The organism is Achromobacter spanius (genome assembly GCF_029637605.1).
Taxonomy (GTDB): Bacteria; Pseudomonadota; Gammaproteobacteria; order Burkholderiales; family Burkholderiaceae_B; genus Achromobacter; species Achromobacter spanius_E.
The window spans coordinates 4,095,063-4,111,928 of sequence record NZ_CP121261.1; the positions used below are offsets into that span (position 1 = coordinate 4,095,063).

17 protein-coding genes are annotated in these 16,866 nt (G+C 64.5%); 8 read left to right on the forward strand and 9 right to left on the reverse strand.

Translation table 11 applies throughout. The features are described 5' to 3' along the window. Window positions 1-346: 346 nt before the first annotated feature. The 8 genes from P8T11_RS18200 to purT all read right to left on the reverse strand — a co-directional run bounded on the left by P8T11_RS18200 (window position 347) and on the right by purT (window position 9,366). Complete coding sequence (locus P8T11_RS18200) at window positions 347-898, reverse strand: adenine phosphoribosyltransferase (protein ID WP_050446237.1); 552 nt, start codon at window positions 896-898, stop codon at window positions 347-349. Between the two features lie 54 nt (window positions 899-952). Next, window positions 953-2,650, reverse strand: a complete 1,698-nt coding sequence (gene cydC, locus P8T11_RS18205; protein ID WP_268080660.1) for a thiol reductant ABC exporter subunit CydC — start codon at window positions 2,648-2,650, stop codon at window positions 953-955. Then, window positions 2,647-4,317: a thiol reductant ABC exporter subunit CydD gene (gene cydD, locus P8T11_RS18210; RefSeq protein ID WP_268080659.1), complete on the reverse strand. Its 1,671-nt coding sequence runs from the start codon at window positions 4,315-4,317 to the stop codon at window positions 2,647-2,649. The genes cydC and cydD overlap by 4 nt, the downstream gene beginning before the upstream one ends. A 77-nt stretch (window positions 4,318-4,394) precedes the next feature. Further along, window positions 4,395-4,520, reverse strand: a complete 126-nt coding sequence (cydX, locus tag P8T11_RS18215) for a cytochrome bd-I oxidase subunit CydX (protein WP_268080658.1) — start codon at window positions 4,518-4,520, stop codon at window positions 4,395-4,397. A 14-nt stretch (window positions 4,521-4,534) separates the two neighbouring features. Next, the gene (gene cydB, locus P8T11_RS18220; protein WP_268080657.1) at window positions 4,535-5,689 is read right to left on the reverse strand and encodes a cytochrome d ubiquinol oxidase subunit II; all 1,155 of its coding nucleotides are present in this window, start codon (window positions 5,687-5,689) and stop codon (window positions 4,535-4,537) included. A 14-nt stretch (window positions 5,690-5,703) separates the two neighbouring features. Then, window positions 5,704-7,278, reverse strand: coding sequence for a cytochrome ubiquinol oxidase subunit I (locus P8T11_RS18225; protein WP_268080656.1), 1,575 nt, complete (start codon window positions 7,276-7,278; stop codon window positions 5,704-5,706). Between the two features lie 128 nt (window positions 7,279-7,406). Continuing rightward, the gene (locus tag P8T11_RS18230) at window positions 7,407-7,952 is read right to left on the reverse strand and encodes a GbsR/MarR family transcriptional regulator (protein WP_268080655.1); all 546 of its coding nucleotides are present in this window, start codon (window positions 7,950-7,952) and stop codon (window positions 7,407-7,409) included. Window positions 7,953-8,148: 196 nt separating this feature from the next. Then, a complete protein-coding gene (gene purT, locus P8T11_RS18235; protein WP_268080654.1) occupies window positions 8,149-9,366 on the reverse strand; it encodes a formate-dependent phosphoribosylglycinamide formyltransferase in 1,218 nt (405 codons plus the stop codon). A gap of 107 nt (window positions 9,367-9,473) precedes the next feature. Here purT and P8T11_RS18240 point away from each other — a divergent pair, with 107 nt between their 5' ends. The 8 genes from P8T11_RS18240 to hprK all read left to right on the forward strand — a co-directional run bounded on the left by P8T11_RS18240 (window position 9,474) and on the right by hprK (window position 15,550). Then, a complete protein-coding gene (locus P8T11_RS18240; protein WP_259250964.1) occupies window positions 9,474-10,463 on the forward strand; it encodes a KpsF/GutQ family sugar-phosphate isomerase in 990 nt (329 codons plus the stop codon). Further along, the gene (locus P8T11_RS18245) at window positions 10,460-11,068 is read left to right on the forward strand and encodes a KdsC family phosphatase (protein WP_418910292.1); all 609 of its coding nucleotides are present in this window, start codon (window positions 10,460-10,462) and stop codon (window positions 11,066-11,068) included. The genes P8T11_RS18240 and P8T11_RS18245 overlap by 4 nt, the downstream gene beginning before the upstream one ends. 37 nt (window positions 11,069-11,105) lie before the next feature. After that, window positions 11,106-11,738 (forward strand): LPS export ABC transporter periplasmic protein LptC, encoded by a 633-nt coding sequence (gene lptC / locus P8T11_RS18250; protein ID WP_268080652.1) that lies wholly within the window; start codon window positions 11,106-11,108, stop codon window positions 11,736-11,738. After that, complete coding sequence (lptA, locus tag P8T11_RS18255) at window positions 11,735-12,355, forward strand: lipopolysaccharide transport periplasmic protein LptA (protein ID WP_268080651.1); 621 nt, start codon at window positions 11,735-11,737, stop codon at window positions 12,353-12,355. Before lptC ends, lptA begins: the two co-directional genes overlap by 4 nt. 34 nt (window positions 12,356-12,389) lie before the next feature. Beyond that, window positions 12,390-13,184 carry an LPS export ABC transporter ATP-binding protein gene (gene lptB / locus P8T11_RS18260; protein WP_050446226.1) on the forward strand — a complete coding sequence of 265 codons (795 nt, stop codon included), beginning with the start codon at window positions 12,390-12,392 and terminating at the stop codon, window positions 13,182-13,184. A 224-nt stretch (window positions 13,185-13,408) separates the two neighbouring features. Beyond that, the gene (hpf, locus tag P8T11_RS18265) at window positions 13,409-13,747 is read left to right on the forward strand and encodes a ribosome hibernation-promoting factor, HPF/YfiA family (RefSeq protein ID WP_050446225.1); all 339 of its coding nucleotides are present in this window, start codon (window positions 13,409-13,411) and stop codon (window positions 13,745-13,747) included. Window positions 13,748-14,148: 401 nt separating this feature from the next. Next, window positions 14,149-14,604: a PTS sugar transporter subunit IIA gene (locus P8T11_RS18270; protein WP_259250969.1), complete on the forward strand. Its 456-nt coding sequence runs from the start codon at window positions 14,149-14,151 to the stop codon at window positions 14,602-14,604. A gap of 19 nt (window positions 14,605-14,623) precedes the next feature. Next, the gene (gene hprK, locus P8T11_RS18275; protein WP_006216298.1) at window positions 14,624-15,550 is read left to right on the forward strand and encodes an HPr(Ser) kinase/phosphatase; all 927 of its coding nucleotides are present in this window, start codon (window positions 14,624-14,626) and stop codon (window positions 15,548-15,550) included. Between the two features lie 23 nt (window positions 15,551-15,573). Here hprK and P8T11_RS18280 read toward each other — a convergent pair whose 3' ends face one another. Beyond that, on the reverse strand, window positions 15,574-16,854 hold the full coding sequence (locus P8T11_RS18280; protein WP_268082331.1) for a cytochrome c: 1,281 nt from the start codon (window positions 16,852-16,854) through the stop codon (window positions 15,574-15,576). Window positions 16,855-16,866 lie beyond the last annotated feature (12 nt).

Genomic DNA, 16,866 nt, shown 5'->3' on the forward strand with positions numbered 1-16,866 from the left:
GCGAAACCCATCAAGCAGCCGCTGAACAAACAAAAATTCAGCCACACCGCAGCGATGAACACCTAGCAAATTCACCCACAACGCGACGGTCACCTGATGGGTTCGCGCGATCAGCATTGCATTCCCAATGCACACCGCCGCGCGCCACACCCATCCTACCGACAACCGTAGGATGGGTGCAGCGCGAGAGACCCGCGCCAAGAACCCCACCCCAATTCGCGCGAAACCCATCAAGCAACGGCGAATAAAACGGCAAACCCTAGGATGAATGCAGCGCAAGAAACCCGCGTCAAGCACCCCACCCCAACCCACGCGAAACCCATCACTCCACCGTTACCAGCAACCCCTATGGCGTATCCGCTCCATACTGGCAAACCGTAAACAGCGGCGTGCCCGTTGCGGCGACTTTCGCCGATCCGCCCAGATCAGGCAGATCAATAATCGCCGCGGCCTCCACCACATTCGCGCCCAGGCGTTGCAGTAGCTTGATCGCGGCCAGCATCGTGCCGCCCGTGGCGATCAAATCATCGACCAGCAGTACGCGCTGACCGGTGCGCACGGAGTCCGTGTGCATCTCAACCGCCGCGTTGCCGTATTCCAGCGAATATTCCTCGGCCACCGTACGGAAAGGCAGCTTGCCCTTTTTGCGCACCGGCACGAAACCCAGGTTGAGTTCATAGGCCAGCACGCTGCCCACGATGAAACCGCGCGCGTCCACACCCGCCACCAGGTCAAGGCGTTGGCGCATATAGCGGTAAACGAACAGATCGATCAGAACCCGGAACGCCCGCGGGTCCTGCAGAACGGGCGTGATGTCGCGGAAGGTGACACCGGGTTGGGGCCAGTCCGGAACGCTGCGGATGGTGCGCCGGATGGCCTCGGCGTTGTCGGTCTGCATGAAAGGCGGGCCTGAAGAATTGAAGCAAGGCGAACTATAACCTTGCCACCGCGCTTAAGCCAGGATTGCCGCCTGCGATGACACGTCATGCAATCGACCATTGCGCAATTGCAGGCAACGGTCCATCGCGCCGGGAGGCAAGGCCGCGTGCGTGGCCAGCACCACGGTGCGTCCCTGCACCGCGCGCTCCAGGTCATTGAAGAAGTCAGCTTCCGCCACGGCGTCCAAACCGGCGGTGGGTTCGTCCAGCACAAGCACGGCGGCTGGCGACAGCAGTGCGCGCGCCAGGCACAGTCGGCGCGCCTGCCCCGCCGACAACTGCGACCCCGTTTCTCCCGCCCAGGTGTCCAACCCTTCCGGCAGCGCGCGCACAAAGTCGCCCAGCCGGGCCGCATCCAAGGCGCGCCACAACGCCTCGTCGTCGGCCGAGGCATCACCAATCAGCAGATTGGTGCGCAGGGTGCCCAGAAACACGGGCGCATCCTGCGACAGCAAGGCAATGCGCCGATGCCAGTCGCTTTGCATGGCGTCGCGCGCATCGCATCCGCCAAAGCGCACCTGCCCCGCCTGCGGGTCTTCCAAGCGCAGGATCAAGTGCAACAAGGTGGACTTGCCCGCGCCGCTGGCACCCAGGATTGCCACGCGATCGCCCGGCTCCACCCGTAGATCGATGCCATCCAGCACCACCGGGCTGGCGCCCACCGACCGGGCGGGATAGCAGAAGCTGACGCCGACCAACTCCAGCGCCCCGGCGGCCGGCAAGGGGCGCGGCGTGGCCGGGTCGTGCATGTCGGGCTGTGCCTGTGTAACGTCCCGGATGCGCGCCGCCGCCGTCATGGCGGAGCCCATGCGCGAAGCGCCCCGCATGATCGGCCCCGCCACTTCAAAAATGCCGATGACGGCCAACAGCAGCCCCGCCAGCACCGGCCCTTCGATGCCGCCCGCTTCGTGCGTCCCCAAGCCGAACCACAACAACGCCAGCACCGACACCCCCGCCGCCACCTGCAAGAACCACTGCCCTCTTGCGGCTACACGCGCCTGGCTTCGGCGAGCCTGCGCACTGGCCTCACACAAGCGTTCAAAATGCTCGGCCGTCTGCGCTTGCGCGTGCAACGCCACCATGTCCGCGTGGCCGTCCACCGCATCCAAGGTTGCCGCGCGCAGTCCCGCCGCGCTTTCCTGCGCGGCCGCGCCCGGCTTGCGCACGGCGCGCAGCAGCCACAGGGGCACCAACACACAGGCGGTCAGCAATGCCAGCGCAAATGCCAGCGCGGCGGCAGGCACCCACATGCCCAACACGGCGGTCAGTACCGCCCCCGCCAGCACGGCCGTCGCCAGGGGCGCCAGCACAAACAGGAACACCGTATCCAAGGCATCGACGTCGCCCGTCATGCGAGCGACCAGATCGCCGTTGCGATAGCGCGCCAGTTGGCGGGGCGTCAAGCGAATCAAGGCGCCGAACACCGTGGCGCGCAAGTCCGCCAGCAGACGCAAAGTGGCTGAATGGCCCACCACACGATCCGCGTAACGGGACACGATGCGCAGGAAAGACAGCCCGCGCACCAGCGCTGACGGCGCAAACAGATTAAAGACGCCGCCTGCGCCCGCGATCGCGGCGCCAGTCAGGAACCAACCCGAAACGCCAAGCAGCCCAACGCCTGCGGCAACGGTTGCCAGCGCACAGAACAATGCGAGTAAAAGCCCGCCTTTTCGGCGCGCATACAAGGGCAACAGCAACAACAGATTCTTCATGCGTCTTCCACCTTCCCGCCCACCACCCGCACGACACGGCCCAGTCGCGCCGCCACCGCGGCAGAATGCGTCGCCAGCAGCAAGGTGCGGCCGACGGAGAACGTCAGGATTTCATCCAGCAGCCGCGCCTGGGTTGCCTCGTCCAGATGCGCCGTGGGTTCATCCAGCAGGATCAGGCCGGGGTCACGCAGGAACAGGCGCGCCAGCGCCACGCGCTGCGCCTGCCCCCCAGACAAGCCCTGGCCTCGGCTGCCCAGCTGCGTATCCAGGCGTTGCGGCAGCGCGACCGCGAACTCAAGCACACAGGCGCGTCGCGCGGCTTCCTGCACATCGGTGTCGGACGCGCCGGGACAGCCCAGCCGGATGTTGTCGGCGATGGAGCCGGCCAGCAATTGCGGTGTCTGTCCAATCAAGGCGACCCGGCCGCGCAATGCGGTTTCATCCCAGTCGGCCAAAGGCTGGCCGTCGATAAGAATCTCGCCTTGACAGGGGCGCAGCCGCGCGATGGCCTCGATCAACGTGGACTTGCCGATACCGCTAGGCCCCATCAACGCCACGTGCTCGCCGGGCGCCAGCGTCAGCGACGCCTCGGACAAAACGGCTTGCGACCGTCCTGGCGCCAGGATGGTCAAGCCGGACACCGCCAGGCCCGCGCCCGACGACATTACCGTCGAAGCGCGGCCGCCATGCACAGGCTTGGGCGCGCCATCCTCTTGCGGCAGGCCATCGAACAATACGGCGATCTGCGTGACGGCAGCCAGCGCCGTGGCGCGGTCGTGATAGTGCGCTGCGAATTGACGCAGCGGCGCATAGACCTCCGGCGCCATCAACAGGCAGAACAGGCCCGCCTGCAACGTCAGAGGTGACCAGCGCACATCCAAAAACCCCAGGTACGTCAGACCGATATACACGGCCACGCCCGCCACGCCCAAGGCCGCGAAGAACTCCAGTACGGCCGACGACAGGAACGCAATGCGCAGCACCGACATCGTGCGTTGGCGCAACGCGTCGCTGGCCGCTACGACCGAAGCCGCTTCGGCGTCGGCGCGCCCATAGAGCTTCAGCGTGGACAAGCCACGCAGACGGTCCGCGAAAAACCCGGACAAACGAGCGAAGGCGCGCAAATGGCGGCGGCTGGCGCCTTGCGCGCCCCACCCGACCAAGGCCATGAACAGGGGAATCAAGGGCGCGGTGATCAGCAACACCAGCCCGGCAACCACATCCACCGGCAGCAGCAATACCGAAAACGCCACCGGCAACATCGCGGCGGCCGCCATGGCGGGCAGGTACTTGGCAAAGAAGCCATCCAGGGCCTCGACCTGATCCACGACCGCGCTGGCCAGTTCGCCAGACGCCTTGCCCCGGCTCCAGTAAGGCCCCTTGGCGACCATGCGCGCAAACAGCGACTGGCGCACGTGGCGCTTGATGCGTTCGGCCGCGTCCGCGCCCGCGCGCTCGGCCGCCCAGGTAATGGTGGCGCGCAGCAGCATCAAGGCGGCGATGCCCACAATGCTGGCCAACAATTCCTGGCGCGGCACGTCTTGCATGATCGCCGCGTCCAGCACGCTGGCCAGCAGCCATGCCTGAACCACCAGCAAGGCGCCGCTGACGAGCGGCGCGCCGCCTGCCAGCATCAAGGGAAGCCTGGCCGACTTGGCAAGCGTCATCAACCACCGCGACTGCTCGCGCGGCGGTTTCTGCAAACTTGCCGAAGGATCGTGCTCTAGGCTGCTAGTGCCGCCGCTCACTCGTCGTCACGGTTGGCGCGCGGGTCATGCGTTTGACCCTCGCGCAGCTCGAACCACATTGCATTGAGAATGGCGAAGGCACACGCCAAACCCAGACCGAGTATCCACGAGAAATACCACATGGATTGGACTCCTTTTAGTATGAGTTGGGCGTGTCGCCCACGGATTCATGGGTGACCTTGCCGCGCATCACGCGATACACCCAGGCGGTGTAAAGCGTGACGATCGGCAGGAACACGGCAACCGCGATCACCATGATCCACAGCGTCAGTTGGCTGGACGATCCGTCCCAGATGGTCAGGCCGGCCTGCGGCTTGGTCGAGGACGGCATGACGAACGGGAACAACGCGAAGCCCACCGTCAGGATCACCCCGGTGATCGACAGCGCCGACGACAGAAAGGCCAGCATATTCGCGCGCACGGTCAAGAGCAGCGCCACCAACAGCGCGCCGCCCACGCCCAGCACGGGCGCAATCCACATCAAGGGCCAGGTGGCGTAGTTGGCCATCCAGGCGCCGGTCTGCACCGCCACGGTCTTGAGCATGGGGTCCGACGGCCCATTCGCGTTGACCGCGCTGGTGATGGTGTGGCCGCCAATGTCGCCGGCCACCCAGAAGCCACCCGCGACGAACAGCGCGGCAGTCAGCAAACCCGCCAGACGGCCCCAGTTGCGCGCGCGGGACGACACGGGATCGTCGGTGCGCCAGGCCAGCAACACCGCACCATGCATGGCCAGCATCACCACGCTGAGCACGCCGGCCAACAAGGCGAACGGCGCGAAGAGCTGATAGAAATGCCCTTCATAGATGGGCCGCAGCGTCACCGGGTCGAACGTGAACGGCACGCCCAGAATGATGTTGCCCATGGCCACGCCAAACACCAGCGAAGCCACCACGCCCGAAAAGCACAGCACGCCGTCCCAGCGATTGCGCCAGCGCGTGCCTTCCATCTTGCTGCGGTACTTGAAGCCCACGGGGCGCAGGATCAGCGCAATCAACACCAGCATCATCGCCAGGTAGAAGCCGGAGAAGGATGCGGCATACAACAAGGGCCAGGCGGCAAAGATGGCGCCGCCCGCCGTGATCAGCCAGACCTGGTTGCCTTCCCATACCGGGCCGACAACGTTGATGACGATGCGGCGTTCGGCGTCGGTCTTGGCCACCACGGGCAGCAAGGCGGCCACGCCCAGGTCAAAGCCGTCCATGACGGCAAAGCCGATGAGCAATGCGCCCAGCAGCACCCACCAGATCACCCGCAAGGTGCCATAGTCGAAAGGAATAAGGGTATCCATCTGCGTCTCTCCCCTTAGGCGCGCACGGCGGCGCGCACAGGATCGGCGGCGGCGTTGCCCGCCACCGGCCCATCGGATTTCGGACCCGCCTTGATGGCGTGCAACATGACTTTCACGCCGATGATCAGCAGAACGGTGTAGAGCACCAGGAAGATGGCCAGGCTGATTGCCAGGTCGGCAATGGTCAGGCCGGATGCCGCGTAATACGTCGGCAGCACCCCTTCGATCACCCAGGGCTGGCGGCCGTACTCGGCCACGAACCAGCCGCTTTCAATGGCGACCCAGGGCAGCGGCAGGCTCCACAGCGCCACCTTCAACAGGCCCGGGCGGCTGTCCAGACGCCCGCGCGAGGCCAGCCAGAAGGCCACGCCGAAGAACAGGATCAGGTACATGCCCACCGCCACCATGATGCGGAACGCCCAGAACAGCGGCGCCACATTCGGCACGGTGTCGATCGCGGCCTGCTTGATGTCGGCCTCGGTGACCTTGCTCATGTCTTCCTGGTAGCGCTTGACCAGCAGGGCGTAGCCCAGGTCCGGCCAGGTCTTGTCGAAGACCATGCGCGCGTCCACATCCTTGGGATTGGCGCGGATCTTCTGCAAGGCGTCATAGGCCACCATGCCGTCGCGAATGCGGTTTTCGGCGCGCAGGATCAGGTCGTTGATACCCAAGAGCGGCGTGGTGAGCGAACGGGTGCCGATGATGCCCATGACGTACGGGATCTCGATGGCGAAGTCGTTCTTGCGCTCGGCCTGGTTGGGAATCGCGAACAGGTTGAAGGACGCGGGCGCGGGCTCGGTCTCCCACATGGACTCCATGGCCGCGATCTTCATCTTCTGATGCTCGGTGGTGAGGTAACCGCTTTCGTCACCCAGCACCACCACCGACAACGCACCGGCCAGACCGAAGCTGGCAGCCACCGCCATCGAGCGCTTGGCCAGGTCGGTATGACGGCCCTTCAGCAGATACCAGGCGCTGATCGACATCACGAACATGGCGCCCGCGACGTAGCCGGCGCTGACCGTGTGCACGAACTTAGCCTGCGCCACGGGGTTGAAGATCACCGAGGCAAAGTCGGTCATCTCCATGCGCATGGTGTCGGGGTTGAAGATGGCGCCCACCGGGTTCTGCATCCAGCCGTTGGCGATCAGGATCCACAGCGCCGAGAAGTTGGTGCCGAATGCCACCAACCAGGTCACCACCAGGTGGCTGACCTTGGACATGCGATTCCAACCGAAGAAGAACAGGCCGACGAAGGTGGCTTCCAGGAAGAAGGCCATCAGCCCTTCCAGCGCAAGCGGCGCGCCGAAAATATCGCCCACGTAGTGACTGTAGTAGGACCAGTTCATGCCGAACTGGAATTCCATCACCACACCGGTAGCCACGCCCAGCGCGAAGTTGATGCCGAACAGCGTGCCCCAGAACATGGTCATCCGTTTCCAGATGGGGCGGCCGGTCATGACATACACGCTTTCCATGATGGCCAGCATGAACGACAGGCCAAGCGTGAGGGGAACGAACAGGAAATGGTAAAGCGCGGTCGCGGCAAACTGGAATCGCGACAGGTTGACGACGTCAAGATCAATCATTGGGGCGCTCCCAAGCAGTCGAGACACCGCGGCAACCGGCATGGTTCCCAGGCCGACTCTGGCGCCATGTTACGGGCGATGGATACAACTTCATAGCGGTTTCCTGAAAAATTTGGGTGCATGGCAGCTCAGTCCTTGCCCCGCAGTTTGCCGGCGAAGCCCAGCACCTTTTGCACCTGCGAACCCAGTCGCATGAGCTTTTGCAAGGTCTCCGGGGGCAGGCGTTGAACCTCATCGAACCATCCGGAAGACAATTCGATGAGCTCCAGCATTTCGGTCATGCGTTGTTGCGCGTAAGCGTCATTGGGCCCTGACGGTGTTTCCAGCAGGGTGTCGCGCAGCAGGGTCAGGGTGGGATCGATTTCGCGCTTGCGCTTTTCTTCCATCAGGATGCGGAAGATTTCCCAGACGTCTTTGGGCGTCTCGAAGTAGTCGCGGCGGTCGCCCACCTGGTGCACCAGCTTGACCAGGCGCCACGACTGCAACTCCTTCAGCCCCAAGCTGACGTTGGAGCGAGAAAACCCCAGCGTCTCGGCGATTTCGTCGGCATTCAGGGGGTCGGGGTGCAGGAACAGCAGGGCGTATATCTGGCCGACGGTGCGGTTTACGCCCCAACGGCTGCCCATTTCGCCAAAGTGCAGGACGAAACGTTCGTTTTGAGCGGTAAGAACCATGAGTATCGACGCCAGGGAGATCAAACATGGCGGCGTCGCTGACAGATACAGTTACACCGCTTTCAGAAATTCCTGAAATTATCGAACAAACTGTTCGTCAGCGCAAACCGTGTCGCAAAAAGCAAACAGCCACCGGGCCCAAAGGCGCGGTGGCTGTAAACAGGGACAAAAGCCCCCGGGGATTCAATCGGGCCGGTCAGCCTGCCTTGACGGCGACTGCGGCGGAAACGCGCTTGGCCTTGGCGCGCGCGGCGGCCACGTCCTCCGCCACGGCCAGTCCCACGCCCATGCGGCGCTTGACGAAGGATTCCGGTTTGCCGAACAGGCGGATGTCCGTGCCCGGCTCGGCCAGCGCTTCGGCCACGTTGTGGAACGACACGGCAGCCGCGTCCACGCCGCCATAGATGACGCTGCTGGCGCCCGGCTGGCGCAGGCTGGTGTCCACCGGCAGCCCGAGCAAAGCGCGCGCGTGCAGTTCAAATTCGTTCTGGGTCTGGGTGATCATGGTGACCATGCCGGTGTCATGCGGCCGCGGGCTGACTTCCGAAAACCACACCTGGTCCCCCGCCACGAACAGCTCAACACCGAAGATGCCCAGCCCGCCCAGGTCGGATGTGACCGCCAGGGCGATTTCGCGAGCGCGCGCAAGCGCGGCGGGCGACATGGGATGCGGCTGCCAGCTTTCCACGTAGTCGCCGTCGACCTGCTTGTGGCCAATGGGTTCGCAATATTGGGTTTCGACGGTGCCGTCGGCGCCACGGGCGCGCACCGTCAGCAGCGTGATTTCGTAGTCGAAGCGGATGAAGCCTTCAACAATGGCCCGGCCGCCGCCGACCCGCCCGCCTTCCTGGGCGTAGCGCCACGACTGCGCCACGTCATCGGCGCTTTTGATCACGGACTGGCCCTTACCGGAGGACGACATCACCGGCTTGATGACGCAGGGGTAGCCGATGCCACCGTCGATGGCGGCCCGCAATTCTTCCTCGGTGTCGACAAAACGGTAGGGGGACGTGGGCAGCCCCAGCGTCTCGGCCGCCAGGCGCCGGATGCCCTCGCGGTTCATGGTCAATTGGGCGGCGCGGGCCGTCGGCGTCACGCGGGCCACGCCCGCCGCTTCCAGTTCCACCAGCAAACTGGTGGCAATAGCCTCGATTTCGGGGACAATAACGTGCGGCCGTTCCTGCTCGATGACCTTCTTCAAGGCGTCCGCGTCGGTCATGGAGACCACATGCGCGCGGTGCGCCACCTGGTGGCCCGGCGCGTCGGCATACCGATCCACCGCAATGACTTCCACGCCCAGCCTTTGCAGGGCAATGATGACCTCTTTGCCCAACTCGCCGGACCCGAGCAACATGACTCGGGTGGCCAGGGGGGACAGGGGCGTGCCAAGAACGGGGCTGGAGATACTGGACATGGAATGGGCCGGGATAGAAGGATTTGAAAGCCGTTGAAAAAAGTTCCGCCAGGATGCCATACGCCCCTGCCCGGGGCAAACCCGCCTACTGATATTAAAATCCCTGAATGACTGATCATCCCATCACATCGTCCGATGCCGCGCTGGCATCTGCACGCAGAACGTTGCAAGTCGAAAGCCAGGGTCTGCTGGACCTGTCCGCGCGGCTGGACGACTCATTCACCCAGGTCGTCGCCATGCTGCTGGCCTGCCGGGGCCGCGTCGTGGTCACCGGCATCGGCAAGACCGGGCACATCGCGCGCAAGATCGCCGCGACGTTCGCCTCGACCGGCACGCCCGCTTTCTTCGTGCACGCCGCGGAAGCCGTGCATGGCGACCTGGGCATGATCACGCAGGATGACGTGGTGATTGCCGTGTCGTATTCGGGCGCCGGCCAGGAACTGCTGACCATTCTGCCCGTGGCCCGGCGCATGGGCGCCAAGCTGGTGGCCATTACCGGCAACCCGCAATCTGAACTGGCCCTGCTGGCCGACGTGCACCTGGACGGCAGCGTGGCGCAGGAAGCCTGCCCGCTCAACCTGGCGCCCACGGCCAGCACCACGGCCGCGCTGGCCCTGGGCGACGCCCTGGCGGTTGCCTGCCTGGAAGCGCGCGGCTTCGGCCCGCAGGATTTCGCGCGGTCGCACCCCGGCGGCGCGCTGGGCCGCCGCCTGCTGACCCACGTGCGCGACGTCATGCGCCAGGGCAACGCCCTGCCCATCGTGCTGGCGGGCACCCCCGTGTCGCAAGCGCTGGAAGTCATGTCCGCCAAGGGCATGGGCATGACGGTCGTGACCGACGCCCAACACCGGCCGCTGGGTATCTTCACCGACGGCGACTTGCGCCGCCTGATCGCCCGCCACGGCGATATTCGAAGCTTGACTGTGGAGGCCGGCATGACCCGGTCTCCGCGCAGCATTCCCCCCGACGCGCTGGCCGCCGAGGCCGCCCAGCACATGGACGAGCTGCGGCTCAGCCAGATGCTGGTGCTGGACGCCGACGGCGCGCTGCTGGGCGCCTTGCACATGCATGATCTGATGGCCGCTAAAGTGGTATGACTATGACTCTTCCTGCTTCCGTGACTCACCCGGCCGAAGCGCTGGTCCTGGCCCGCATTCCCGCCACCGTGCGCGACCGCGCCGCCACCGTGCGCCTGATGGTGTTCGACGTGGACGGCGTGCTGACCGACGGCAGCCTCTACTACGGCGAAGGTGGCGAACTGCAAAAGCGCTTCCACGCCCTGGACGGCCACGGCTTGCGCCTCCTGATGGAAGGGGGCTTGACGGTGGCGCTGATGACGGGCCGCTCCGGCCCCATCGTGGCGCGCCGTGCCGCCGAACTTGGCATCTCGGAAGTGGTGCAGGGCGTGCGCGACAAAGGTTCGGCGCTGGCCGAACTTGCGCAGCGCGCTGGTGTCCAACTGAATCAAACCGGCTATATGGGCGATGACATCATCGACCTGCCGGCCATGCAGCGCGCCGGCTTTTCGGCCAGCGTGCCCAACGCACCCGGCTACGTCAGCCAGGCGGCACATTGGGTCTCCACGCAGCCCGGCGGCAGCGGCGCGGTGCGCGAATGCTGCGACCTGCTTCTGGCATCCCAAGGACGCCTGGGCGCGTTCCTGGCGGCGCCGGGCCTGTTAGGCCCGGGCGCCATCCAATGACGGCCCCGAACCCCGACACGCCCTTGCGGCGACACTGATGAAAGAACGTTTTCCTTCCCTGATCGCGCTGTTCCTGCTGCTGGTGCTGGTCACCAGTTCATGGTGGGCCGCCGATTACGCGCAGCGGGCCATCCAGGTGGATCCGCCCCGCCGCATCACCCACGAGATGGACGCCTGGTCGCGCGATTTCGTCATGCTGCGCACGGACCCCACCGGCCGCCCGATCAACCGACTGGAGGGCGAATACGCGGAACATTTCCCCGACGACGATTCGTATCACATCACCGCCCCGCGCGCGGTGGGCCAGCGCGAAGACAACCCGGTCACGGTAGGCGTATCGAAAACAGCCGTGATGGAGCAAGGCGGCAAGCGCATCGTCATGAATGGCGACGCCCATGTGCACCGCCAGCCCGACGCCAACAACGACGTGCTCGACGTGCGCAGCCAGCAGTTGATCATCCTGCCTGACGAAGATGTGGTCTACACGGACCTGCCCGCCGAAGTCATCAAGGGCCGTTCACGCATGAACGGCAAGGGCATGCACTACAACAACAAGACACGCCAGTTGCAGGTGTCGGCGTCGACGGATGTTGAGATCGCCGGTTCCGAAGGCAGGCAACAGCGCCGCACCGAGATTCCCGCCAACAACACTGACCAAAAGAAACCATGACCGACCTTCGGACTCTCTTTGCCCCGACGACCCGCCTGCTGGGCGCCGTCCTGCTGTCGGCCTCGGTGCTTGCGCCCGCCTACGCGGCGGAACCCGCGGCCAAGCCGGCCGAAGAGCCCAGCACGCTGATCCTGTCGGACACCCTGCACTACGACGACGTCAACAAGAAAAGCGTGTTCACCGGCAACGTCAACATGACGCGCGGCCTGATGACGCTGACCTCCGACACGCTGGAAATGCATGAGGACGCCCAAGGCGGCCAATACGGCACGGCCACGGCCAACAAGGGCAAGGTTGTGACCATACGCCAGGAACGCCCCGAGACCTTTGAGCTTATCGAAGGCAAGGGCTTGCGCGCCGAATACGATGGCACGAAAAGCACGTTCGACCTGATCGGCCAGGCTGTCGTGGTCCGTTACGTCTGTGGCAAACCGTTCGACACGATTCGCGGCGAACGGATACGCTACAACGAAAAAACCGGCACCTACGAAGCCCAGGGCGGCCCCAACTCCGCTGCGGCGGGCGGCCGCGTGCGTTCGGTTGCCGAACCGCGCGCCAAGTCCGATGCCGCCGTGGCCGAATGCCGCAAGCAGCAAGCCGCCAAGAAAGGGCGCTAAAAGCGCCCCCCACGCAACACCACTCGCACCTACGATGAACCAACCTTCTGTGCCCACCCCCGTGACCTCCGCCCCTTCCGGGGTCAAGCAGGGCAGCCTGCGCGCAACCGGTTTGCGCAAGACCTACAACGGCCGGACCGTGGTGCAGGATGTGTCCCTGTCCGTGGTCAGTGGCGAAGTCGTGGGACTGCTTGGACCCAACGGCGCCGGCAAGACCACCAGCTTCTACATGATCGTGGGCCTGGTGCCGGCGGACGCGGGGCGCATTGAAATCGACGGCGCCGTCATCACCGCAATGCCGATCCACAAGCGCGCGCGCATGGGTCTGTCATACCTGCCCCAGGACGCTTCCGTGTTCCGCCGCCTGACGGTCGAACAGAACATCCGCGCCGTGCTTGAGCTGCAAGTGGGGGCCGATGGCCGTCCGCTTTCCACGCCCAAGATCAATGAACAGATGGAGGCCCTGCTGGAAGAGCTGCAGATCGGCCATATCCGCAGCAATGCCGCGATTTCGCTGTCGGGTGGCGAACGCCGCCGCGTGGAAATCGCGCGCGCCCTGGCAACCAGCCCGCGCTTCATCCTGCTGGACGAACCCTTCGCCGGCGTGGACCCCATCGCCGTCATTGAAATCCAGCGCATCGTGCGTTTCTTGAAGGGCCGTGGCATCGGCGTGCTGATCACCGACCACAACGTGCGGGAAACGCTGGGCATCTGCGACCGCGCCTACATCATCAGCGAAGGCAAGGTACTGACCGACGGCCACCCTGACGAAATCGTGGGCGATCCGGCCGTGCGCCGCGTGTATCTGGGCGAGCACTTCCGCATGTAATCGGCACCCTGGGGAAGACCCCTAGTTCCCTCTGGGGACAAGGGCAAATACACCCTAGGGCGTCCGCCATAAAAATGCCATGTTCTTGCGCTAGGTCAGCTTGTTTTATCGGCCCGAGTCTATACACTAGTACTAAACGTAGCCACCCAATCAAGGAGAACGCCTAACGACCTCACCGCGCATTTCGCGCAACCATTTTTTCTCTTTTAGAAGGAGAGCACACTATGAACCTGAGCATCTGCGGTCGTCACCTCGACGTCACCCCGGCAATCCGGGAATATGTCATGAACAAACTGGCGCGAGTGCTGCGGCATTTCGATCACGTCATCGATACCCAGGTCATGCTCTCGGTAGAGCCCCTGCGGCATAGAGCCGAAATCACCATGCGTCTAAGCGGTAAGGACATTCATTGTGAAGCTACCGATGAAAATCTCTATGCGGCCATAGACCTTCTTGCTGACAAAGTCGACCGTCAGGTCATCAAGCACAAGGACAAGGTACGAAGTCACTCAGCGGAGTCCGTGAAGCGGCAAGCGGCGAACCTTTCGCCACCCCAGCAGTAACGCGCTTCATGATCACTCGCCCTGAGCGATACGCTAAACAGCGATTGTAAAAATCCTGCCTAAGTCCCGGTGTCCCGCTAGACGTCAGTCCAGTCGGGGCATCGGCAAAGCTCCCCGCAGTACCCTTCTCGCAGTACCCCCCTCCGTAGTTTCCCCTTCGCCCTGCCCCCTCGATTTGTCCCCAAAATTCTCGGCTTGCACTGGCCCAGGTCCTTGCGTCGCGCTCATTGCGTGTGGGCGGTCGATCCCGCGTCCCCAGGGTTGGCCCGAATGCCGGAAAACCCACAATGCGCCGCGATCAGACTATGCTGTCGCTCTTGCCGTACCGTCCGCCGCCCATTCCATGAGCGCGGCGCAAGGCCAATTTATTGCACTGCGTCATATAACCATATAATGATCCGATGAATCATTTGTCGCGCATCCTACCCGCCGGCAACGTCGTGCTCGATATGCTCGCCACGAGCAAGAAACGAGCGTTCGAACAAGCTGGCCTTCTTTTTGAAAACAACCATGGCTTGGCACGCGCGCTCGTGTTCGACAGCCTGTTTGCCCGGGAACGTCTTGGCTCCACTGCCCTTGGGCAGGGTGTGGCCGTTCCGCATGGCCGCGTGAAAGGACTGGAGCAGGCGCTGGCGGCATTCATCCGCCTGGCCCAGCCCATTTCGTTCGACGCGCCCGACGGGCAACCGGTGTCGATGCTGCTTTGCCTGCTGGTGCCGGAAACGGCCACGCAACAGCACTTGGACATCCTGGCCGAACTGGCACAGCTGATGTCGAACAAGGCGTTGCGTGAAGCGCTGGCCACCGAGCCCGATCCGGCCATCGTCCACAAAATGCTCACGACCGGCAAACTCTGACCCTCGCGGACACGCAGCCATGCTAACGGTGCAGGAACTCGTCGACGACAACGCCGACAAAATCCCCTTTAACTGGATATCCGGCCAAGGCGCCGCGGACCGCGCCATTCCCGATGACGGCATGGCCGCCGCCGACCTGGTTGGCCACCTGAACCTGATCCACCCGTCCCGCATCCAGGTGTTCGGGCAGGAAGAGCTGGCGTACTACACCCGCTTCGACCTGCGCCGCCGCATGCACCACATGGACGAGCTGCTGATCGGCGGCGTGCCCGCCATTCTGCTGGCCGATGGCCTGACGCCCCCGCAAGACCTCGTGGACCAATGCGACCAGCATCAGGTGCCGCTGCTGTCCACCCCGGTGGCCGCCGCGCAACTGATCGACCTGCTGCGCATCTACCTGGGTAAGAAGCTGGCGCCCACCACCACGGTGCATGGCGTGTTCCTGGACGTGCTGGGTCTGGGGGTGTTGATCACCGGCGAATCGGGCCTGGGCAAGAGCGAACTGGCGCTGGAACTGATTTCGCGCGGACACGGCCTGGTGGCCGACGACGCCGTGGAATTCTCCCGCACCGCGCCCAACATGATCGAAGGCCACTGTCCCCAACTGCTGCAAAACCTGCTGGAAGTTCGTGGCCTGGGCCTGCTTGATATCCGCACCATCTTCGGCGAGACCTCGGTACGCCGGAAGATGCGCCTGAAGCTCATCGTGCATCTGGTGCGCGCCACCGCGCAAGACAAGTTCGAACGCTTGCCGCTGCAAGACATCACGCAAGACATGCTGGGCCTGCCCGTGCGCAAGGTGATGCTGCAAGTGGCAGCCGGCCGCAACCTGGCCGTGCTGGTGGAAGCCGCCGTGCGCAATACCATCCTGAAGCTGCGCGGCATCGATACGCTGGGCGAATTCATGGAACGCCAGGCCATGGCGATCCTGCAAAGCAGCAAGTGAACGCGCGTCGCCGCTAGCCGGCCTTAGTTCAAGGTGGACGACGCGCGCGCCCGCTTGACCTCAAGCGCGGTAACGCCGCCTGCTTCGTTGCCCCAGCTATTGCGGATGTAGGACACCAGCATGGCGATGTCACTGTCGTTCAGGATCTGGCCAAACGGCGGCATGCCATGCGGCCGTGGGTTGGCGACCGTGGCGGGCGCATAGCCGCCGTCCAACACCATGCGTATGGCGTTGACCGGCGACGGCGCCGTCACCGTCGGGTTGCCCGCCAACGCCGGCCACGCGTTGCCGCTGCCCTGACCCTGCGGCTGATGGCATTGCGCGCAATGCTGGCGATAGATCTTGCTGCCCAACTCCATTGCCGCGGGCGCTGCCGCCGCCGTTGAGCGTGGCGTGGAAGGCGGCGTCGCCGACAGGGACTTGATGTAGACGCCAATCGCCAGCGCGTCGTCATCCGTCAGGTGCTGCGTGCTGCCCAGCACAACTTCAGCCATCGGACCGCTGGCGCTCGAATGGACCGAGATGCCGGTCTTGAGCAAGGCGGCGATGTCGGCCGCCGTCCAGCGGCCCATGCCGGTCTGTCTATCGTTGGTGAGCGGCGGCGCATACCAATCCAGCACGGGAATGATGCCGCCCGTGAACGCATCGGACGACCGGGTCGCCCCCAGGCTGTTGCGCGGTGTATGGCAGGCGGCACAATGCCCCAGGCCTTCGACCAGATAGCGGCCGCGGTTCCATTGCACTGATTGCCCCGCGTCGGCCTCTTGCACGCCCGGTTTGAAATACAGCGCACGCCACGCGGCCAGCAAGGCGCGCTGGTCGTAGGGGAACGCCATATCGGGCGGGCGACTGGGCTGGCTCACCGGCGGCACGCTGCGCAGGTAGGCGTACAAGGCATCGGCATCGGCCCGCGTGACACGGGTGTATTCCGTGTAGGGGAAGGCCGGATACAGCAGCGTGCCGTCCTTGGATTTACCGTTGTGCAGCGCTTGCCAGAAGTCGTCGGCGGTCCAGGTGCCGATGCCCGTTTTTTCATCAGGCGTGATGTTCGGGCCGTACACCGTGCCGAATGGCGTGGGGATCGGCGTGCCGCCCGCCAGCGCCTTGCCGCCTCGGCTGGTGTGGCAGGCCATGCAGTTACCGGCCAGCGCCAGATAGCGGCCGCGCTCGACCAGCGTGCCTGCGTCTGCCGTGGCGGCAGGGCCCGTGCTGGTGTCGTCGCGCGTGCCCAGCCAAACCAGGCCGCCTACCGTCACGACACACGCCAACAACACGACAGTCAGGATTTTCTTCAGCAGTTTCATCATGGCCCCCGG

Bases quoted from the DNA above. Each gene is read 5' to 3' on its own strand.
- cydD (WP_268080659.1), bottom strand. From the start codon at position 4,317: ATGACGCTTGCCAAGTCGGCCAGGCTTCCCTTGATGCTGGCAGGCGGC.
- lptC (WP_268080652.1), top strand. From the start codon at position 11,106: ATGAAAGAACGTTTTCCTTCCCTGATCGCGCTGTTCCTGCTGCTGGTG.
- P8T11_RS18270 (WP_259250969.1), top strand. From the start codon at position 14,149: ATGAATCATTTGTCGCGCATCCTACCCGCCGGCAACGTCGTGCTCGAT.
- hpf (WP_050446225.1), top strand. From the start codon at position 13,409: ATGAACCTGAGCATCTGCGGTCGTCACCTCGACGTCACCCCGGCAATC.
- cydC (WP_268080660.1), bottom strand. From the start codon at position 2,650: ATGAAGAATCTGTTGTTGCTGTTGCCCTTGTATGCGCGCCGAAAAGGC.
- lptB (WP_050446226.1), top strand. From the start codon at position 12,390: ATGAACCAACCTTCTGTGCCCACCCCCGTGACCTCCGCCCCTTCCGGG.
- P8T11_RS18245 (WP_418910292.1), top strand. From the start codon at position 10,460: ATGACTATGACTCTTCCTGCTTCCGTGACTCACCCGGCCGAAGCGCTG.
- lptA (WP_268080651.1), top strand. From the start codon at position 11,735: ATGACCGACCTTCGGACTCTCTTTGCCCCGACGACCCGCCTGCTGGGC.
- P8T11_RS18230 (WP_268080655.1), bottom strand. From the start codon at position 7,952: ATGGTTCTTACCGCTCAAAACGAACGTTTCGTCCTGCACTTTGGCGAA.
- purT (WP_268080654.1), bottom strand. From the start codon at position 9,366: ATGTCCAGTATCTCCAGCCCCGTTCTTGGCACGCCCCTGTCCCCCCTG.
- cydX (WP_268080658.1), bottom strand. From the start codon at position 4,520: ATGTGGTATTTCTCGTGGATACTCGGTCTGGGTTTGGCGTGTGCCTTC.
- P8T11_RS18240 (WP_259250964.1), top strand. From the start codon at position 9,474: ATGACTGATCATCCCATCACATCGTCCGATGCCGCGCTGGCATCTGCA.
- hprK (WP_006216298.1), top strand. From the start codon at position 14,624: ATGCTAACGGTGCAGGAACTCGTCGACGACAACGCCGACAAAATCCCC.
- P8T11_RS18225 (WP_268080656.1), bottom strand. From the start codon at position 7,278: ATGATTGATCTTGACGTCGTCAACCTGTCGCGATTCCAGTTTGCCGCG.
- cydB (WP_268080657.1), bottom strand. From the start codon at position 5,689: ATGGATACCCTTATTCCTTTCGACTATGGCACCTTGCGGGTGATCTGG.
- P8T11_RS18280 (WP_268082331.1), bottom strand. From the start codon at position 16,854: ATGAAACTGCTGAAGAAAATCCTGACTGTCGTGTTGTTGGCGTGTGTC.
- P8T11_RS18200 (WP_050446237.1), bottom strand. From the start codon at position 898: ATGCAGACCGACAACGCCGAGGCCATCCGGCGCACCATCCGCAGCGTT.